This is a genomic window from Kribbella sp. NPDC051770 (assembly GCF_040681455.1).
Taxonomy (GTDB): Bacteria; Actinomycetota; Actinomycetes; order Propionibacteriales; family Kribbellaceae; genus Kribbella.
Genome location: NZ_JBFAYT010000004.1, coordinates 118,982 through 136,678, shown reverse-complemented (window position 1 = coordinate 136,678; position 17,697 = coordinate 118,982). Strand labels below are relative to the sequence as shown.

The 17,697-nt window shown below is 70.1% G+C and carries 17 protein-coding genes; 9 read left to right on the top strand and 8 right to left on the bottom strand.

Annotated elements, in window-relative coordinates:
- The first annotated feature begins 92 nt into the window (after positions 1-92).
- Positions 93-815 (top strand): GntR family transcriptional regulator, encoded by a 723-nt coding sequence (locus AB0M01_RS15505; protein WP_363669685.1) that lies wholly within the window; start codon positions 93-95, stop codon positions 813-815.
- Between the two features lie 162 nt (positions 816-977).
- Positions 978-2,003 (top strand): class II fructose-bisphosphate aldolase, encoded by a 1,026-nt coding sequence (gene fbaA, locus AB0M01_RS15500; protein ID WP_363669683.1) that lies wholly within the window; start codon positions 978-980, stop codon positions 2,001-2,003.
- Positions 2,004-2,092: 89 nt separating this feature from the next.
- Here fbaA and AB0M01_RS15495 read toward each other — a convergent pair whose 3' ends face one another.
- Both AB0M01_RS15495 and AB0M01_RS15490 read right to left on the bottom strand, forming a co-directional pair.
- On the bottom strand, positions 2,093-3,130 hold the full coding sequence (locus AB0M01_RS15495) for a type IV toxin-antitoxin system AbiEi family antitoxin domain-containing protein (RefSeq protein ID WP_363669681.1): 1,038 nt from the start codon (positions 3,128-3,130) through the stop codon (positions 2,093-2,095).
- A gap of 88 nt (positions 3,131-3,218) precedes the next feature.
- Complete coding sequence (locus tag AB0M01_RS15490) at positions 3,219-3,668, bottom strand: HNH endonuclease (protein WP_363669552.1); 450 nt, start codon at positions 3,666-3,668, stop codon at positions 3,219-3,221.
- Between the two features lie 145 nt (positions 3,669-3,813).
- On the opposite strand from AB0M01_RS15490, the gene AB0M01_RS15485 reads away from it, so the two are divergent.
- From AB0M01_RS15485 to AB0M01_RS15475, 3 genes are all read left to right on the top strand, one after another.
- Positions 3,814-4,221 (top strand): DUF3151 domain-containing protein, encoded by a 408-nt coding sequence (locus tag AB0M01_RS15485; RefSeq protein WP_363669551.1) that lies wholly within the window; start codon positions 3,814-3,816, stop codon positions 4,219-4,221.
- A gap of 43 nt (positions 4,222-4,264) precedes the next feature.
- Positions 4,265-5,002 (top strand): 2-phosphosulfolactate phosphatase, encoded by a 738-nt coding sequence (locus AB0M01_RS15480; protein ID WP_363669549.1) that lies wholly within the window; start codon positions 4,265-4,267, stop codon positions 5,000-5,002.
- Positions 5,003-5,170: 168 nt separating this feature from the next.
- Positions 5,171-6,373 carry an MFS transporter gene (locus AB0M01_RS15475; protein WP_363669547.1) on the top strand — a complete coding sequence of 401 codons (1,203 nt, stop codon included), beginning with the start codon at positions 5,171-5,173 and terminating at the stop codon, positions 6,371-6,373.
- On the opposite strand, the gene AB0M01_RS15470 is transcribed toward AB0M01_RS15475, so the two are convergent.
- The gene (locus AB0M01_RS15470) at positions 6,364-7,182 is read right to left on the bottom strand and encodes a helix-turn-helix domain-containing protein (RefSeq protein WP_363669545.1); all 819 of its coding nucleotides are present in this window, start codon (positions 7,180-7,182) and stop codon (positions 6,364-6,366) included. The genes AB0M01_RS15475 and AB0M01_RS15470 overlap by 10 nt on opposite strands.
- Before the next feature lie 57 nt (positions 7,183-7,239).
- Here AB0M01_RS15470 and AB0M01_RS15465 point away from each other — a divergent pair, with 57 nt between their 5' ends.
- Entirely contained in the window at positions 7,240-7,728 is a 489-nt protein-coding gene (locus AB0M01_RS15465; protein WP_363669543.1) for a VOC family protein, read from the top strand.
- Positions 7,729-8,047: 319 nt separating this feature from the next.
- Complete coding sequence (locus tag AB0M01_RS15460) at positions 8,048-9,340, top strand: adenylosuccinate synthase (protein ID WP_363669541.1); 1,293 nt, start codon at positions 8,048-8,050, stop codon at positions 9,338-9,340.
- A 48-nt stretch (positions 9,341-9,388) separates the two neighbouring features.
- Here the strand turns inward: AB0M01_RS15460 and AB0M01_RS15455 are convergent, their stop codons facing one another.
- A complete protein-coding gene (locus tag AB0M01_RS15455) occupies positions 9,389-11,470 on the bottom strand; it encodes a serine/threonine-protein kinase (RefSeq protein WP_363669539.1) in 2,082 nt (693 codons plus the stop codon).
- A 94-nt stretch (positions 11,471-11,564) separates the two neighbouring features.
- Complete coding sequence (locus tag AB0M01_RS15450; protein WP_363669537.1) at positions 11,565-13,658, bottom strand: sialate O-acetylesterase; 2,094 nt, start codon at positions 13,656-13,658, stop codon at positions 11,565-11,567.
- A 175-nt stretch (positions 13,659-13,833) separates the two neighbouring features.
- Between AB0M01_RS15450 and AB0M01_RS15445 the strand changes: the two genes are divergently transcribed.
- The gene (locus AB0M01_RS15445) at positions 13,834-14,430 is read left to right on the top strand and encodes a DJ-1/PfpI family protein (RefSeq protein WP_363669535.1); all 597 of its coding nucleotides are present in this window, start codon (positions 13,834-13,836) and stop codon (positions 14,428-14,430) included.
- Here AB0M01_RS15445 and AB0M01_RS15440 read toward each other — a convergent pair.
- The 3 genes from AB0M01_RS15440 to AB0M01_RS15430 are packed head-to-tail and all read right to left on the bottom strand — an operon-like array spanning position 14,415 to position 16,678.
- Complete coding sequence (locus AB0M01_RS15440; RefSeq protein ID WP_363669533.1) at positions 14,415-14,933, bottom strand: hypothetical protein; 519 nt, start codon at positions 14,931-14,933, stop codon at positions 14,415-14,417. The two genes, AB0M01_RS15445 and AB0M01_RS15440, sit on opposite strands and share 16 nt — an antisense overlap.
- A complete protein-coding gene (locus tag AB0M01_RS15435; protein WP_363669531.1) occupies positions 14,930-16,060 on the bottom strand; it encodes an SAM-dependent methyltransferase in 1,131 nt (376 codons plus the stop codon). Before AB0M01_RS15435 ends, AB0M01_RS15440 begins: the two co-directional genes overlap by 4 nt.
- A 51-nt stretch (positions 16,061-16,111) precedes the next feature.
- The gene (locus AB0M01_RS15430) at positions 16,112-16,678 is read right to left on the bottom strand and encodes a TetR family transcriptional regulator (RefSeq protein ID WP_363669529.1); all 567 of its coding nucleotides are present in this window, start codon (positions 16,676-16,678) and stop codon (positions 16,112-16,114) included.
- A gap of 93 nt (positions 16,679-16,771) precedes the next feature.
- Here AB0M01_RS15430 and AB0M01_RS15425 point away from each other — a divergent pair, with 93 nt between their 5' ends.
- On the top strand, positions 16,772-17,629 hold the full coding sequence (locus AB0M01_RS15425) for an SDR family NAD(P)-dependent oxidoreductase (protein ID WP_363669527.1): 858 nt from the start codon (positions 16,772-16,774) through the stop codon (positions 17,627-17,629).
- Positions 17,630-17,697 lie beyond the last annotated feature (68 nt).

The following is a 17,697-nucleotide window of genomic DNA, read 5'->3' as shown; positions in this document are numbered from 1 at the left end:
CTGGTCTTAACAGGTATGCTGCGCACGATAGCAGTGAGCGGCCGCCCGGGGCACCCCCGTGCGATCGCCCAGGTCTGGAGGATCGAGATTCGATGGTGGCAACCAAGCGGGCCCAGGTCCGGTCGGTGCTCGAACGGCTGATCGACGTCGAGCTGCACCCCGGCGACCCGATCCCGTCGGAGCGGGCCCTGGTGGACAAGCTGAACGTCTCCCGGGTGACCGTCCGGCAGGCGATCAGCGACCTGGTCGAGTCCGGCGCGCTGGAACGCGTGCACGGCAAGGGGACCTTCGTCACCGGGCCGCAGGTCGACTCCCAGCTGCACCTGACCTCGTTCTCCCGGGAGATGCGGGCGCGTGGCCTGGAGCCCGGGACGGTGGTGCTGTCGGCGACCGAGATCGAGGCCTCCGACGAGACCGCGAAGGGGCTGCGGGTGCCGAAGGGCACGAAGGTGATCCGGGTCGAGCGGTTGCGCACCGCCGACGCGTCGCCGATGGCCTACGAGGTCGGCTACTACCCGTCGACGCTGTTCCCCGGCCTGCTCGGCCGCGAGCTCGGCACCCTGTACGACGTCTTCGCCAGCGAGTACGACGTCGTCGTCACCTCGGGTGAGCAGACCGTCCGGGCGGACAACGCCGACGGTCACGTCGCCCGGGTCCTCGGCGTGGCCCGGCGGGCACCCCTGCTGGTCCTCGAGCGGACCACGTTCGCCGGCCGCAAGGTCGTCGAGCTGTCCTGGTCGGCGTACCGCGCCGACCGTTACCGGCTGCACATGGCGCTCACCCCGCGCGGCCCCCGTACCGGGTCGTCCACCTGACAACTGGACCGATCCTGTTCCACCACTGGTCTGTTCCCCTGCTGTTTGCTCCCCGGTCACCCTGACCGGCTCAGCAGGTGGCCCACTGCGGACGACGAGGTCCGCGGCGGCGATACTGGAGCTCAACCCACATGAACTTTGCTGTGAGGAGTACCGCGAGACATGCCTATTGCCACCCCTGAGGTCTACGCCGAGATGCTGGACAAGGCCAAGCAGAACCGCTTCGCCTACCCGGCCATCAACGTCAGCTCGTCGCAGACGCTGACCGCCGCGATCCGTGGTTTCGCCGAGGCGGGCTCGGACGGCATCGTCCAGGTCTCCACCGGCGGTGCGGAGTACCTGTCCGGGTCGACGATCAAGAACATGGTCACCGGTTCGGTCGCGCTGGCGGCGTACGCGCACGAGGTCGCCAAGAACTACGGCGTGAACATCGCGCTGCACACCGACCACTGCCCGAAGGACAAGCTGGACGGGTTCGTCCGGCCGCTGCTGGAGATCTCCGCCGAGCGCGTCGCCCGCGGCGAGAACCCGCTGTTCCAGTCGCACATGTGGGACGGCTCGGCCGTGCCGCTGGACGAGAACCTGGAGATCGCCAAGGACCTGCTGGCCCGGGCGCACGCGGCCAAGATCGTGCTGGAGATCGAGGTGGGCGTCGTCGGTGGTGAGGAGGACGGCGTCGCGAACGAGATCAACGACAAGCTGTACACCACCGTCGAGGACGGCCTGGCCACGGTCGAGGCGCTCGGCACCGGCGAGAACGGCCGCTACCTGACCGCGCTCACCTTCGGCAACGTGCACGGCGTCTACAAGCCCGGCTCGGTCAAGCTGCGCCCGGAGATCCTGAAGGAGATCCAGGACGCGGTCGGCGCCAAGGTCGGCAAGGAGCGCCCGTTCGACCTGGTCTTCCACGGTGGGTCGGGCTCGACCCTGGAGGAGATCCGGGCCGCGGTCGACAACGGCGTGATCAAGATGAACGTCGACACCGACACGCAGTACGCGTTCACCCGCCCGGCCGCCGCGCACATGTTCAGCAACTACGACGGTGTGCTGAAGATCGACGGTGAGGTCGGCAACAAGAAGGCCTACGACCCGCGCGCCTGGGGCAAGGCCGCCGAGGCCGGCATGGCCCAGCGCGTCGCCGAGGCCTGCGAGAACCTGCGCTCGACCGGTACGTCGCTCAACGCCTGACAAGAAGCACCCGACGGACCCGTTGCCTTGGGCAGCGGGTCCGTTGTCGTTGGCCATGGTGTTCCTCCTCTGGTTGGTGATCGGCGGGACTAGCGCGGGTTCGGGGCGCGGGGCCTGCGGCGGCCGCGCGGGAAGGGCCGGACGGTGGTCGAGCGGTGGGCCTGGGCGAACGTCGCGCGGATGCGGTGCGCGACGGTCGCGGGGTCGTCCAGGTCGGACCAGGCGATCCAGCAGGAGGCGGCGGGAGAGGGCTCGGCGAGCTGGCCAGGACGCGGTACGCCGAACGCCCGGTCGGCCGCCTCGGCCAGGTAGGCGGCCAGCGCCGGTGAGCCGTCGTCGGGGGAGTCGGTCCAGTACGGGCGGTGTGGTTCGAACTCGACGACGGTGCGTTCGTCGGGGAACCAGAGGGAGCAGGCGAGTTGGTCGGCGTCGACGCCTGGTGGGGGCGCCGGGGACGGTGTGGGGAGTCCGGCTTCGGCGAGGATCAGGCGCAGGCGGGACTCGGCGACCGAGGCTGACTCGGGGGTCGCGCGGGTGATGATCGTGCGGGCCTGGTCGAGGCCTTCGGGGAGGTGGTCGGCGGCTTTGCGGAGCGCGCTGGGGGTGGTGAGGCCGGAGTACAGGCTGGCGTCGGCGACTGCTTGGGCTGGAGCGGATGGGCAGGTCGCGGCGACCTCGACGACCGCGCGCGGAGGTGAGGTGACGCGCAGCCCGTTCCAGGAGATGACGCCGGGGCCGAGAGGGTTTCGCACATGCCGTACGACGTCATCGTCTGCACGGCACCCACGGCCGCGGAGGACCTCGGGGACCTCAGCCAGCGTGAGGTGCACTTTCGTCAGATCCAAGCCCCACAAGGGCAAACCGTGCAGGGCCGCAGCCGACTGGTGGCTCGCCGTACGGCCTGACGACTCGCGCAGGAGCTGGAACGTCCGGCGGACGTGCAGGGTCTCGTCGGTGACCAGGGTCAGGTCGCGGAAGACGGCGTACCGGCCGGGGCGGACGCGGCGCCAGCCGCCGGTGCTGAGGAAGGAGTCGATGTCGGGGTCGGAGTAGCCGCAGGCGCGGGCGTCGGCGCGGGTGAAGACGCCGCCGCGGATCGCGCGGAGCACGGTGAGAGTTGGGTTCACACCTCAGAAGATGCCGTGATCAACGCCAACCGCGACGGCCTTCACCCAAGCTGTGGACGACCCCGGAAAAGGGCATAAAAAAGGCCCGTCATGTCTCGATGACGAGCTCGGCGCGGGTCGGTACCCAGGGTTGCCACAGCAGGGGCATGTCGGCCTCGGACGGCGTCCGGTTGCCCTTCCGCTCGTTGCAGGCGGCATGGGCGGCGACCGCGTTCAGCCACTCCGTGCGGCCGCCCCTGGATCTGGGTTGGACATGGTCCATGGTGTCGGCGTTCTCGAGCCCGCAGTAGGCACACCGGAACCGGTCGCGCCGCAGCACGCCGTGCTTGCTGTACTTCATCCGGCCGGCCGCGTAGCGCCAGTGGGTGACCACGTAGCGGACCAGGCGCAGCACCCGTGGAACCGGAAAAGGGCCGATGGTCCGTTCGCCGTGCGCCTCTTCGACCACTGCCACCTCGCGCACCAGCATCCGGATGGCGTGCTGGATCGAGACGGTGTGCAGCGGTTCGTACGACGCGTTCAGGACGATGACACTCATCCGGTGCCTCCTCTCCGGCCGTAGCTGGGAACCACGGCGGTACGACGCAGGGTCTCAAGCATCCGTGGCCGGTACGTGAACGGTCAACGGATTTCGTCAGACGGTCACGTGCCGGGCCGGCTGCGTGATCGGCGAAGATGTGCCTATGGAATTGAACAATCTGCTGAGCGGTCCTCCCGAGACCCTACTCCCCGAGGACCCGGCCGCGGCGGAACTCGCCGCCGGACTCGCTCCGGTGGACGCGGCCGCCAAGTACCCGACCTCGTCGCTGGCCTGGTCCCAGCTGGCCGAGGCCGCCTTCGCGGACGGCCGCACCATCGAGGCCTACGCCTACGCCCGGACCGGTTACCACCGCGGGCTCGACCTGCTCCGCCGCAACGGCTGGAAGGGTCACGGCCCGGTGCCGTGGGAGCACGAGCCGAACCGCGGGTTCCTGCGCTGCCTGGCGGTGCTCGGCAAGGCGGCCGCGGTGATCGGCGAGAAGGAGGAGGCCGAGCGCTGCGCGACCTTCCTGCGCGACTCGTCGCCGACTGCTGCCGACGTGCTGAGCTGAAACCTGCTTGTCGGGTGCTGAGCCGGCGGGAATGATCTCGCCGGTGAGCAGCCCTTACGCACAGACCGCGTACCGCGTCGGTTTCGACTGGGGACCGGCCGGTGCCGCCGCCGTACCGGGTGCCGTGGTCGCGGTCGTCGACGTCCTCTCGTTCACCACCTCGGTGACGGTCGCCGCCGACCGCGGCATCACCGTGCTCCCGTACCGCTGGCGGGACAGCAGTGCGATCGAGTACGCCGAGAAGCACGCCGCCGCGCTTGCTGTCGGCCGGTCGGAGGCGGGTGCGGACGGGATCAGCCTGTCCCCGGCGACCATCCGCCGGGCGGCAGGTGTGGAGCGGCTCGTGCTGCCGTCGCCGAACGGCTCCACGATTTCCCAGCAGCTCGCGGACAGTGGGTCGACGGTCGTGGCGGTGTCGCTGAGAAACGCAGCTGCTGCTGCGGAATGGGCAGCGGCACAAGCAGTACAAGTCGTTGCCATCGCTGCAGGTGAGCGCTGGAGGGACGGGTCGCTGCGGCCCGCTGTGGAAGACCTGTGGGGCGCCGGCGCGTTCGTGGCGAGGCTGCAGGAGCTGGGCGTTGGGCCGCTGTCGCCGGAAGCGCGAGCGGCGGCTGCGGCGTACCGGGAGGTGGCTGATGAGCTGCCCGAGATGCTGCGCGAGTGTGCGGGTGGGCAGGAGCTGAAGCAGTACGGCTTCCCTGAGGACGTCGCGATCGCGGGTGAGGTGAACAGCAGCCGCAGCGTTCCCGTCCTGCGCGCTGGGGCCTTCGTAGTAGACTGAACGCGCTAGAACACCCTCATCGATGTTCTGCCCGGTGACATAGCCGGCGGGCGGCGTGCGTCCCCGCTTCCTGCCGAACATGGACGGTTGTAGGCGGCACTGACGGACCGAACGAGCTGGACGCCCACGGTCAGATCACCGCCCCGCCGGGTAGCGAAAGGCTCACCCGTGCCGGCACTCACCGGACGGATCAGCACGCCCCGCACCAGCTACCGCAGCGTCCTCGCGACGCCGGGCGCGTGGAAGTTCTTCCTGGCCGCGGCTCCCGCGCGGATCGGTATCGCGATGACCGGCCTCGGCATCGTCTGGCTGGTGCACGGCTCCACCGGCTCGTACGCCGTGGCCGGCAGCGTGACCGGCGGCTTCGCCGTCGCGGAGGCGCTCGCCGGGCCGCAGGTGGCCAGGCTGATCGACCGCTACGGCCAGACCCGCATGCTGCCGATCACCCTGCTGCTGCACGCGGCCGCGGTCACCCTGCTGATCACTCTCACCACCACCCACCATCCCCAGAGCGTCCTCATCGCCGCAGGTGTCCTCGCCGGTGGCACGCTGCCCCAGGTCGGCGCGCAGACGTCAGCCCGTTGGGCTCATGCCCTCCGCGGCAAGCCAGGACTCAACACCGCCTTCACTCTGGAGGCTCTGAGCACCGGTGTCGCCTTCATGGTCGGCCCAGCGCTCATCGGCACGGTCAGCTCGCTCACCTCGCCAGTAGTCGGCTCAGTACTGGCCACCAGCCTCCTGGTTGGCGGCGGCCTCTCGCTGGCGCTGCAACGCGGTACTGCTCCACCGACCGCGGCCAAACAGGTGCGCGACAGCTCAGCACGCCTTCTGCACAAGGGGTTTCTGGCGCTGGTCGCAGTCAGCGTCGGCATGGGCCTGTTCTTCGGAAGCATGCAGGTGTCCGTCACAGCCTTCGCAGTCGGCGACGGCAGCCCGTCCCTGGCCGGTCCGCTCTACGCGATCACGAGCCTGGCCAGTCTCGTCGCAGGCCTCGTGTACGGCGCAAGGCAGTGGCCGATGCAGCCGGCGAAACAGTTCGTCCTGGCACTGGCCACTCTGACCGTGACCTCGGTCCCGCTACTCCTGGCCGACAGCCCGTTGGCCCTGGGGCTGACGCTCGCCCTTCCAGGCTTGGCGATCGCACCGATCCAGACGCTCTCCGCGGTGCTCACCGAGCAGGAGGTCGCGCCGAGGGTTCTCACGCAGGCTTTCACCTGGCTGAACTCCGGAGGCGCAGCCGGAGTCGCCCTCGGTGCGGCCTTCGCCGGCCAGGTCGTGGACGCTCACTCGCCCCGCCACGGCTTCGCGCTCGCCCTCGCGGCAGCGGTGACGGCGACGGTGTTCGGGTTGGCGGCCAAGCGTCAGCGGTAGGTGATCTGCCGCTCGGCAGCGGTCCGCGCGGCGTAGTCGGTCGGGGTGAGGCCGATCTGGTCCTTGAACTCGCGGGTGAAGTGGGCCTGGTCGAAGTAGCCGAGCGCGACGGCCAGGTCGGCGAGCTCGGTGACCTGTCCGCGGGCGAGCAGCTCGGCGCCGTCGTGCAGGCGGTAGCGGCGCAGCACCCACTTCGGGCCGACGCCGACGTACCGGCGGAAGAGGCGCTGCAGCGTACGGATCGGTACGCCGAACCGCTCGGTGATCTGGTCGACCCGGGTGATCGAGCGGTCCTCGGCCATCGCGGCGACGATCTCCCGGACCAGCGCGTACGACGGGTCGTCGGCGACCAGGTGGTCGGCCAGGTACGCCTCGACCACGGCGCGACGGCGTACGTCGGTCTCCGCGGCGAACATCAGGTCGGCGAGCCGGTCGGCGTCCGGGAACACATCGGTCAGCGGCAGCACCTGGTCGCGGAACGACGCCACGTCGCGCCCGGTCAGCGCGCCGAAACCGCCGGCCCAGAACTTGACCCCGAAGGCCCGGCCGCGGCCGGTCAGCTCGCGCTCGAACTTGCGGGTGCAGACCCCGTTCAGGAACGCGCCGCCGGGCTGCTCGAAGGTGACGTTCACGCTCGGGTAGGGCAGCACCTCGGCGACGTACGGCGTACCGAGGTCCCACTCGACGATCCAGTACCACTCGACGAAACGGCCGACGGTCGGCCCGGGCGCGAGCCTGGTCAGCGAGCGGTGCCGGGCCTGCTCCTGCGGGTGCAGGATGCCCTTCTCGCTGTCCGGGGGCTGCGTCACGCTGGCTGTCGCTTTCTTCCAAGACCGGGAGGGCCGGTACGGCGTTGACTGGATGTCATGACGACGAACACGGTAAACCCCGTCCCCGACGGTTATCACTCGCTCACGCCGTACCTGGCCGTCGACAACGGGCCGAAGGCGATCGAGTTCTACACCGAGGTCTTCGGCGCCGAGGTGGTCAGCCGGCAGGACATGCCCGACGGCCGGCTCGGGCAGGCCGAGCTGCGGTTCGGGAACTCGATGCTGCAGCTCAGCGACCAGATGCCGCAGATCGGGCTGCGGGCGCCGAACGGCGAGTGGGTGCACTCGTCGCTGGTGCACTACGTGCCGGACGTCGACGCGACCTTCGCGCGGGCGGTCGCGGCCGGGGCGACGCAGGTCGAGCCGGTGTCGACGTTCATGACCGGCGACCGGTACGGCACGGTGATCGACCCGTTCGGGCACCGGTGGGCGATCCTGACCAAGGTCGAGGACGTCTCGCCGGAGGAGGCCGACCGGCGGGTGAAGGAGTGGCTGGCGTCGAACCCGGAAGGGCTGGACGCCTAGGGCAACAGAAACCCGGGACATGAGACTGTCCCCGGACATGAGGAAGCGGCCCGCCGGAACCGTCCCCTGCGGCAGTTTCGGCGGGCCGCTGACTAAGAGTGTGCACGTGATCACCGAAAATCGCAAGCCCGTCCCGAGGCCGACGTCACTGACGCGGAAAGCTCTGCACGGACCCGGGGTCCGGTAGGCTTCGGTCGTAAGAGCCTGGAACGCCTGCCGGATGAACGTCTGGTGAAGCGTGCCGGGCTTCACCGTTTCCAGCGGCCGACCACTCGCGGCGATGATGCCGCAGGTCGACGCGTTGAAGAGGAGGGCTGAGATGCCCGCAATCGTGCTCGTCGGCGCCCAGTGGGGCGATGAGGGCAAAGGCAAGGCGACCGATCTGCTCGGCAACACCGGGACCGCGATCGACTACGTGGTGAAGTTCAACGGCGGCAACAACGCCGGCCACACCGTTGTCATCGGCACCGAGAAATACGCGCTGCACCTGCTGCCCAGCGGAATCCTGACCCCCGGCGTGACCCCGGTGATCGGCAACGGCGTCGTGGTCGACCTGAGCGTCCTGTTCGAGGAGCTGGACGCGCTCCAGGCCCGCGGGGTCGACACCAGCCGGCTGGTGGTGAGCGCGAACGCGCACGTCATCCCGCCGTACAACCGGACCCTGGACAAGGTGACCGAGCGGTTCCTCGGCAGCCGCCGGATCGGCACCACCGGCCGCGGCATCGGGCCGACGTACGCCGACAAGATGAACCGGATCGGGATCCGGGTCCAGGACCTGTACGACGAGAAGATCCTCGAGCAGAAGATCACCGGCGCGCTGGAGCAGAAGAACCAGCTGCTGGTGAAGGTCTACAACCGGCGCGCGGTCGAGATCTCCGAGGTCCTCGACGAGCTGCTCGGGTACGCCGAGCGCCTGCGCCCGATGGTCGCCGACACCAGCCTGCTGCTCGGCAAGGCGCTGGACGCGGGCAAGACGGTGCTGATGGAGGCCGGGCAGGCGACCCTGCTCGACGTCGACCACGGGACGTACCCGTTCGTCACGTCGTCGAGCGCGATCTCCGCGGGCGCCTGCACCGGCGCGGGCATCCCGCCGACCCGGATCGACCGGGTGATGGCGGTCGTCAAGGCCTACACCACGCGCGTCGGCGAGGGGCCGTTCCCGACCGAGCTGCTGGACGCCGACGGTGAGTGGCTGCGCCAGCAGGGCTTCGAGTTCGGGACGACGACCGGGCGGCCGCGGCGCTGCGGCTGGTACGACGCGGTGATCGCGCGGTACGCGGCCCGGGTCAACGGCGTCACCGACTTCGTGCTGACCAAGCTGGACACGCTGACCGGGCGCGAGAAGATCCCGGTCTGCGTCGCGTACGACGTGAACGGCGTCCGGCACGACGAGATGCCGATGACGCAGACCGACTTCCACCACGCCAAGCCGGTCTACGAGGAGCTCGACGGCTGGAGCGAGGACATCACCGGCTGCCGCAGCTTCGACGACCTGCCGAAGAACGCGCAGACCTACATCCGCACGGTCGAGGCGATGAGCGGTGCGCCGATCTCGGCGGTCGGCGTCGGGCCGGAGCGCTCGCAGATCGTGATGCTGGACGACCGGATCTGAGTCCTGCCGAACAAGGCGCTCCACAGCTGATGCTGTGGAGCGCCTTTTCTAGTTGATGAACGGCAGGTCGCGGATGACCGGGAGCTGGCGCAGGTCGCCGAGTGTAGGGCTGGGCAGCTGCGGCAGCTCGAAGGCGTTCGCCAGCGGGGTCCAGTTGGTGCCGCTCTGGTAGCCGCGGAGCGCCAGCACGCCGGTCACGACCAGCAGGGCGACGGTGACGAGCCCGCTGAGCCAGGCCGGGCGGAACACCGTCCGCAGGCCGGCCCTGGCGCCGTGGCGCAGTGACGAACCGCCCGGGCCGCCCCAGGCGCTCATCAGGCCGAACACCGCGCCGATGGCGATGCTGATCGGAGCCAGCAGCGGCCACTCGAAGCCCTTGCCCATGGCGATCACCAGCGTGGTGATGCCGCCGACGGTGAAGCCGACGATCAGCGGCAGCAGCGCGGCGGGGAGTGAGACGAGCGCGGCGCTGGTGAGGTGCACCGGGCTGGCAGCGACGGCGACCAGGCCGTCGGACTTGCCGCGGTAGCCGCGGGCCTCGCGGCGGCGCAGCAGCGCCGTACTGGACTTGTCGACCATGCGGGCGAGCACTGTCAGCGCGGCGGCGACCAGCATGCCGAGGACGGGCAGTACGGCGATCAGTGCCGCGAGGGCGAGCAGGAGCGCGAAGAGCAGGCCGCCGCGGGAGGCGGGCGGGAGCGGCGGGCCTGATGGGCGCTGCTCGAGTGCTCGGTTCTGCTTCTGAACAGGTTGGTGCTGCTGCTGGGGGACCGGGTAGTTGGAGGGCGGCGCGTAGTTCGGCCCGGTCGCTGGGCCGCCGAGCCCGCCGGGGGCCGACTGGTACGGGAGCGGCATCGCTGCCGGAGCGGCGGCGCCGGGGACAGGGCTGTATGTCGCCGGGTGGACCGGGACGGCTGCTGCCTTGGCGGCGAGCCGGGCGGCCTTCTGCTCGGCGGCGACGTCGCGCAGCTTGTCGCGGAGGGGTGCGAAAGCTGAGAGAGGCGGGATGACCGCGGGGACGAGCTGAGCGACAGCGGCCGGGTCGGAGGGGTCTTCGCCGGGCATCAGGCGAGTGCCGTCGGGCATCACGCGGGTGCCGTCCGGCAGCAGCTGCGTGCCGTCGGCCCTGACCTGGGTGCCGTCCGGGAGCACCCGGGTGCCGTCAGCAAGCATCTGAGTGCCGTCGCCCAGCACCTGCGTGCCTGCTTCTGCTGCTGACATCACCGTGGTCGGCGGGTGCAGCTGGATGGTCTCCGGCGCCGTCAGGACTGTCTTCTCCTCGGCCGCCGGCACCAGGGCGTCGCGGCCCTCGGCGTACCGGTTGAGGCCGGCCATGATCTCGATCTGGGTCGGGCGGTTGCGGCGGTCCGGCGAGAGCGCGGCGGCGAGCAGCGGCTTCAGGCGCGGGTCGAGGCCCTCCAGGTCGGCCTGGCCGCTGTGGACGCGGCTCAGCACGACCTCGAACGGGCCCTTGCCGAACGGGCGCCGCCCGGTCGCGGCGTACGCGGCGGTCGCCGCCCAGCCCCACCAGTCGGCCGACTCGGACACCATCTCGCCCTCGATCAGCTCCGGCGCCAGGTAGCCCGGCGTACCGATGACGAGCCCGGTCTGCGTCAGCCGCAGGTCGTCGGCGGCCTGGGCGATGCCGAAGTCGATCATCACCGGCTTGCCGTTGAACATCATCACGTTGCCTGGCTTGAGATCCCGGTGGATCACCCCTGCCGCGTGGATCGCCTGCAACGACTCGGCCAGACACCCGGCCAGCGGCAACCACCGCTGCGGCGTCAGCGGCCCCCGGTCGTCCACCTGCTCGTCCAGCGGGCGCCCCGGGATGAAGCGCGTCACCAGGTACGGCCGGTCACCCTGCAAGTCGTAGTCGAGCACCCCGGCGACCCCCGGGTGGTCGATCCGCCGCAGCGTCGTAGCCTCCCGCTCCAGCCGCGCCCGCGCGGTCGGGTCGTGCGCCACGTGCGACCGCAGCACCTTGAGCGCAACCTCACGCTTCTGCGGTCCCTCGGCCAGGTAGACCACCCCCATGCCGCCCTGCCCGAGCCGCCGGATCAGCCGATACGGCCCAATCCGCTCCTCCACCTCCAACGGCGCTGAAGGCTGTCCCCCTGTACCCGACATGCCATCTACCGTACGTCGCCAGAAGCGCAACCACCCGGCCAACCGTAGGACGCGGCCGGTGCCTCGGGGCGGTGGGCGCCGGCCGCGTCCTGGATCAGGTGACGGGAAGCTTGAAGGCGAGCAGCCCGGCCCCCGTCGCGTTGGTGATCCACGGCCCGGCGCCAAGATGACCCTGGTACGTGAGACCCGTGACACCGGTCGCCGGCCCCGACAGCGTCAGCACGAGCTTGCCGCCCGGCTGGTAGGCGACGGACGAGACGGTGACAGCTCCACCTTCCAACACGAAGTCAGACGCAACACCACCCGCCACCATGAGCGGGTCAGCAGAGCGAAGCTGTACGACAAGCTGCGAGCCACTAGCAGTCACCACAGACGGGTTCGGCGGCGCAACACCCGCCGACGGGCCGCCGTACAGGTCCCTGCCGAGTACGGCGAACGTGTGGTCGCCCATCTCCCGGTAGCCGCCCAGATACGCGTAGTGGCAGCCGTCATGGCCCGACAGCCCGTTGGTCGACAACAGCGTCACCCCGGCGGTGTCGCCGAGCTGCCGCTGAGCCTCGCGGACGTTGATGTTCGTCGTCGTGCCGCAAGGCGACGTACGCACCTGATACACGTAGTACTTCGCAGCGCCGAAGTCACTCCGCCAGTCCTGCAGCAGCGTGTTGAAGCCGCTCACATGCACAGCGGCGTTGTCATTGTCCGACTCGCCCTGATACCAGAGCACGCCTCGCACACTCCCCAGCACACCAGCAGCCCGCAGACGTTCCCGCAGCCGCCCGTAGTTCGTGCCGAGGTCGCCCGGGTTGCTGTCGTTGCGCTGGAAGAAGCTGATCGGCTGGCCGCCGTGCGCGCCGTTGAACAGAGCCACCGGGACCTTGTAGGTGTCGACGATCCTCCGGCCCATCCGAATCGCCCACTGGCCGACGGAGCCGGACTGGTTGGTCACGTCACCGGTCGCGTAGTGCCAGACCCGGTCGGCGCCCGAGATGGTGCCGTCGGAGGTCGGCGTACCGAAGCTGCGCAGGTACGGCGACTCCTCCGCGTTCGCAGCGCCGTTGTACTTGGCCGCCTCCGCGTTGGACTGCCCCTGCACCACCAGTACGTCGCCGGAGACCACGCCGTCGCGCCGAGCGACCACGCGGTCCAGCCCGGGACCAGTGGCCCGCAGCTCGAAGCTGTACTCGTGCAGCCCGGCAGTGATCCGCGGAGTGAAGCGGAACGACTTGGAAGAAGAGGTGAAGGTCTCGGTCCGACCAGCACCGGTCACGCGCAGCTGCACCCGCCGTACGCGGGGGTCGGTCACAGTGCCTGCCACCGGTACGACGGCGCCATTGCGGGCGTCTCGCGGAACCAGCTGCCGGTCCTGCGGCGACTCCGTCACGCTCACCACCGAGCTGCGCACGTACGCCGTCAGCCGCCGCTGCGAGTACCGCGTGGCGTTGTTGGCGAACGTCCAGTCCGGCTGGCCGCTCAGGTTGGTGCCGATGCCCAGCGACAGCACGCCGTTGGCCGACTCGGTGAACGTGTTGATCGCGAACACCTGCTTGGCCGCGAAGCTCGACGGCCGGTCGGCGCCGATCTGCCCGACCTGGAACGAGCCGTAGCCGAGCGGGGAGGTCGGGTTGTCGTCCACGTCGAAGGTGATCGGCGAGGCGTTGGCGACCTGCGTGCTGGCGCTCTCCTGGTACTGGTTCGGCCACATCTCCAGGTAGCCGGTCTGGCCGCTGCCGTTCGTCACGCCCGGGACGTTCGACCGGACCTCCAGGTCGCCGACCCGCTGCCGCACCAGCTCACCGGGACGCGTCGGCAGGCCGATCCGGGAGGCGGCCGAGCTGAACGGCTCCATGGCAGTCCACACCCACTGCGGCCCGTCCGGACCGTTCAGCTCGACGCAGTACCCGACCCGGTCGAAGTTGGAGCCGACCTCGCTCGTCCGGTCGAGGCTGTACGGCGGTGTCTGGTTCAGGTAGCTGCCGCGCTCGGGCAGATCGAGCTGGAGCACCGGGGTGAAACCCGCTGCAGCGCTGTCGCAGGAGGTAGCGGCAGCCGACGTGTCAGGGACGGCTGAGGCCGGAGAGACCAGTGCGTTGAGCGAGACGCCGCCGGCCAGCACGGTGGTGGCGACAGCGATGAGCGAACCGGCATGGGAACGACGTACCAGGGCGCGGGCGGGCGCAGAACGAGGCATGGACGGACCTCCGGTGGCGGGATGTCTCCACCATGGGTAGCGGTCCGCTCACTGTTCGTGCGAGCACCTTGCGCCCAGCGGTCCGATCCCTGCGCCCAGCGGTCTGGCCAGATCTTCCCGAAGACCGGCCGCCGGACGGCTGGTCGCAGCCGGCCGCAGCCGGTGGGATGGAGGCATGCGGATCGAGATGCTGGTGTTCGACGGCGTGGACGAGATGGACGTCATGGGCCCGTTCGAGGTGTGGAGCCACGCAGCTGCGCGCAGCGGTGAGCTGGAGCTCGCACTGGTCGGGTTGGACGGCCCGGTCGAGGTCACCGGTATGCACGGCCTGCAGTTCCGCGCACCGGAAGGTCTCGGTACGCCGGACGCGCTCTTCGTGCCTGGAGGCGGCTGGCTGAACCGGGCCGAGCGCGGCTCGTGGGCGGAAGCGCAGCGCGGCGTACTACCGGCCAGGCTCGCCGAACTGGCTCCGCAGCTCGACTGGATCGGCTCGGTCTGCACCGGCTCGATGCTCCTCGGTGCTGCCGGCCTGGTGAAAGGCCGTCCGGCTACCACCAACCGCAACGCGTGGGAGGAGTTCACGGCGTACGGTCCGGACCTGAAGAAGAACCGCGTCGTCGACGACGGCACTCTGATCACCGCCGGCGGCATCACCGCAGGCATCGACCTGGCCCTCCGCATCGTCGAACGCGCCCTGGACCCCGACCTGGCCGACCGCATCGCCGCCTCCATGGAGTACACCCGCGACCGCGACCTCTACGTCAGCAACTGATCCCACTGCCGGTCATCGCCCTCCCAGCGCCCGGGCTGAGTAGTGATGACCACAGCACCGGGCAGCGGCGTACGCCTGATCCACAGCACTTCGGCACGCGACGGCAGCACCGCCCGCACGGCCTGCAGGTCGTCCACGCTTATCTCGTCCAGCGCATCCTGCAGCACGTAGACGACCTGCTCACCCGAAGCGACCATCGCCCGCCAGCGCTCGGCGAGGAACGCGTACTTCTCCCGGACTGCCGGTAACTCGGCAGCGATCGCGTCGGCCGAGCTGAAGTCGTGGTAATACCGCACACCGGTGTCCCGGTCGAGTGCGCACTGTCCCTCGTCGTCAGGGACCACGTCCAGCAGCACGCCGTCGAAGTCCCTGGCGAGCAGACCGACCAGCGCCCGGTGGTCCAGGTCCAGCCAGTCGAAGTAGTTCGCCTGCTCGACTCCGGTGATCCGGCGCAGCTGGTACGTGCTCTCGCAGTGGCGGCCGAGTCCGACGTACCGGGTCATCGCCGGCGGAGCAGTACGCCGCGGCTGCCGCGTTTGCGCAGGTAGGCGCGGCCGCCGACCACTGGCTCGAAGCGTGGAGCGACCAGCTCGACCTGCTGCTCGACACTCCAGCCGCTCGGCCAGGTGCGAGCCGCCAACTCCACCGGCTCCATCGCCACGAACAGGTGGTCGGTGGGGAAGCGGTCCAACAACGCGAGGTCCTGCTCGTAGTAGAGCATCTCGATCAGCAGGTACGCCGAACCAGTGAGGCGCCGGGTCGTCGTCAGGTCCTCGTAGCTGTGCGGGTGCACCCGCACGTCCCCGCGCACCTCGCGGAGCCGCTCGTAGAAGGCCTGGTTGGGCTCGGTCGCGTCGACCGAGTAGCCCTCGGCGACGAGCCGGCTGGTCAGTGCGCCCTCACAGGCACCGACCTCGATCACCCGGCCGGCCGCCGGGTCCAGCCGCGACCGCACCCAGGCCACCGTCGCGTCCAGCCGTTCCAGCTCGTACGGCGACGTCGCGAACTCCCACGGGTCGGTGACCAGCGCGGCGTTCTCGCCCATGCTCCCCATCAGCGCGAACAGCCGGGCCCGCTCGTCCGGTGTCGAGCCGAAGAACCGCTCGACCGAATGCACCTTGCCGGTGAGCAGCGCGTTCTCGTCCTCCTCGTCCAGCCCGAGCAGGTCGGTGCCGTGGGTGTTGACGAAGTCCAGCTTCGCGTCGATCAGCGCCGGGCTGAGCCGCTCGTCGGTGTCGGTCACCCACTGGAACCACTGCGCGTCGCCGACCGCGTGCAGCACCGGCGCCCGGCGTACGAGGCCTGCGAGCTCGAGACCCCAGCGGCCGCGGCGCTCGCGGCTGTCGGCGGGGTTGTGGGTCCAGACGGTCGCCTCGACGTCGCCGGTCTCCAGCGCGATCGCGTCGGCGGCGGCGCCGGGCGAGAACGGCTTGGCGCCGTCGGCGGAGGTGGCGAGCAGCTCGGCGAGCGGTGCCAGGCGGCCGGCCAGCGGGACCCCCACCGGCAGCTTCAGGTAGGTGCCGCGGTCGGCGACGAGCAGGTGGACCTCACGGCCGCGGGCGGGGTCGAGGACGGACAGGAAATCGACGACTACATCTTCCGGACGGAGCACAGCGACGACATCGATCACTCCCCGATTTTACGCAAGCTCCCTGCGAAATGCCGGTCGAAGCGTGTCGGTTCAGTCCCGCAGCAGCGCGGCGACCGCCTCGGTGACGATCCTGCGCCGGTCCGCCGAGGAGGTCTGCTCGACGAGCGCGGAGTACTCCGGGGTCATGTTCGCCCACAGGGTGGCCTGGTGGATGACCAGGCTGAGCAGCACGATCGGGCTGTACCGCGTGGTCAGCAGGCCGTCGCGCTGGGCCTTCGCGATCGCCTCGGTCTTGTGCCGGTTGCTCTCGATGATCGCATCCAGCGGATCGTTCGTGCCGGCCCGCTCCAGCCGGTACCAGGTCGCCAGCCGCTGGATCTCGGGGTGCTGCTCGTAGCCGTCGAACAGGCGGCCGGCGTACTCCGGGAGGTCGGTCGGGTCGATCGGTGTCGCGCTCACGGTGTGCTCGACGATCTCGTTGAAGACCGCGTCGAACAGGCCGTCCTTGCTGCCGAAGTAGTGGTAGATCTGCGCCTTGTTCGAGCCGGACTCGGCGGCGATCCGGTCGACGCGCGCACCGGCGATGCCGTACGCGCCGAACTCCTTGCGGGCTGCCTGCAGCAGCCGCTTCCTGGTCGCCTCAGCGTCTCCGGCCATGCGCCGATGGTACCTCACTAACTAGATAGTTGACTCGCCTCGACTCGCGTGCTTCACTTCAACTAACCAGTCAGTCAGGAGTCAGGGAGCATCATGAAGGTCTTTCTCGTCACCGGCAGCTCACGCGGTCTCGGCCGCGCGATCGCCACGGCCGCGCTGGCCGCCGGGCACCAGGTGGTCGCCACCGCGCGCCGGCCCGAGCAGCTCGCCGACCTGGTCAGCCAGTACGGCGACCAGGTGCGCGCCGTCGCGCTCGAAGTCACCGATCTGGCCGCGGCGCAGGCGGCGGTCCAGGCCGCGGTCGACGCGTTCGGCCGGCTGGACGTGGTCGTGAACAACGCGGGCTACGCGAACTTCGTCGCCTTCGAGGACATCCCGATGGACGACTTCCGTGCGCAGGTCGAGACCAACCTGTTCGGCGTCGTCAACGTGACCCGGGCCGCGCTGCCGGTCTTCCGGGCGCAGGGCTCGGGGTACTTCGTCCAGGTGTCGTCGTCCGGCGGCCGGTCGATCGCGCCCGGGCTGTCGGCGTACCAGGCGTCGAAGTGGGCCGTGGGTGGGTTCTCCGGCGTGCTCGCGCGGGAGGTGAACCCGCTCGGGATCAAGGTCACCGTGCTGGAGCCGGGTGGCATGGCCACCGACTGGGCCGGGCCCTCGATGAAGGTCTACCCGGTGAGTGAGGCGTACGAGCCGTCCATCGGCCGGCTCCGCGACTACCTGTCGGGTGGGATGTCCGGGAGCGACCCGGCGAAGGTCGCGCAGGTCGTGCTGCAACTGGCGGACAGCGACGAGGTGCCGGAGCGGCTGCTGCTCGGGAGCGACTCGTTGATGGCTGTCGCGGACTACGAGGACAAGCGGGCGGCCGAGGCGGCGCAGTGGATCGAGACGAGCCGCTCGACCGACCCGGACGGTGCGACGCAGGAGAGCATGAACCCGGTGGCGCACCTGTAGGCAACCGACCTGCGCCGGCGTGCGGGTGGACCGCAGTCGGTCGCGACCTCCGCCGGCGCACCGGTGGT

Bases quoted from the DNA above. Each gene is read 5' to 3' on its own strand.
- AB0M01_RS15505 (WP_363669685.1), top strand. From the start codon at position 93: ATGGTGGCAACCAAGCGGGCCCAGGTCCGGTCGGTGCTCGAACGGCTG.
- fbaA (WP_363669683.1), top strand. From the start codon at position 978: ATGCCTATTGCCACCCCTGAGGTCTACGCCGAGATGCTGGACAAGGCC.
- AB0M01_RS15490 (WP_363669552.1), bottom strand. From the start codon at position 3,668: ATGAGTGTCATCGTCCTGAACGCGTCGTACGAACCGCTGCACACCGTC.
- AB0M01_RS15485 (WP_363669551.1), top strand. From the start codon at position 3,814: ATGGAATTGAACAATCTGCTGAGCGGTCCTCCCGAGACCCTACTCCCC.
- AB0M01_RS15465 (WP_363669543.1), top strand. From the start codon at position 7,240: ATGACGACGAACACGGTAAACCCCGTCCCCGACGGTTATCACTCGCTC.
- AB0M01_RS15460 (WP_363669541.1), top strand. From the start codon at position 8,048: ATGCCCGCAATCGTGCTCGTCGGCGCCCAGTGGGGCGATGAGGGCAAA.
- AB0M01_RS15455 (WP_363669539.1), bottom strand. From the start codon at position 11,470: ATGTCGGGTACAGGGGGACAGCCTTCAGCGCCGTTGGAGGTGGAGGAG.
- AB0M01_RS15450 (WP_363669537.1), bottom strand. From the start codon at position 13,658: ATGCCTCGTTCTGCGCCCGCCCGCGCCCTGGTACGTCGTTCCCATGCC.
- AB0M01_RS15445 (WP_363669535.1), top strand. From the start codon at position 13,834: ATGCGGATCGAGATGCTGGTGTTCGACGGCGTGGACGAGATGGACGTC.
- AB0M01_RS15440 (WP_363669533.1), bottom strand. From the start codon at position 14,933: ATGACCCGGTACGTCGGACTCGGCCGCCACTGCGAGAGCACGTACCAG.
- AB0M01_RS15430 (WP_363669529.1), bottom strand. From the start codon at position 16,678: ATGGCCGGAGACGCTGAGGCGACCAGGAAGCGGCTGCTGCAGGCAGCC.
- AB0M01_RS15425 (WP_363669527.1), top strand. From the start codon at position 16,772: ATGAAGGTCTTTCTCGTCACCGGCAGCTCACGCGGTCTCGGCCGCGCG.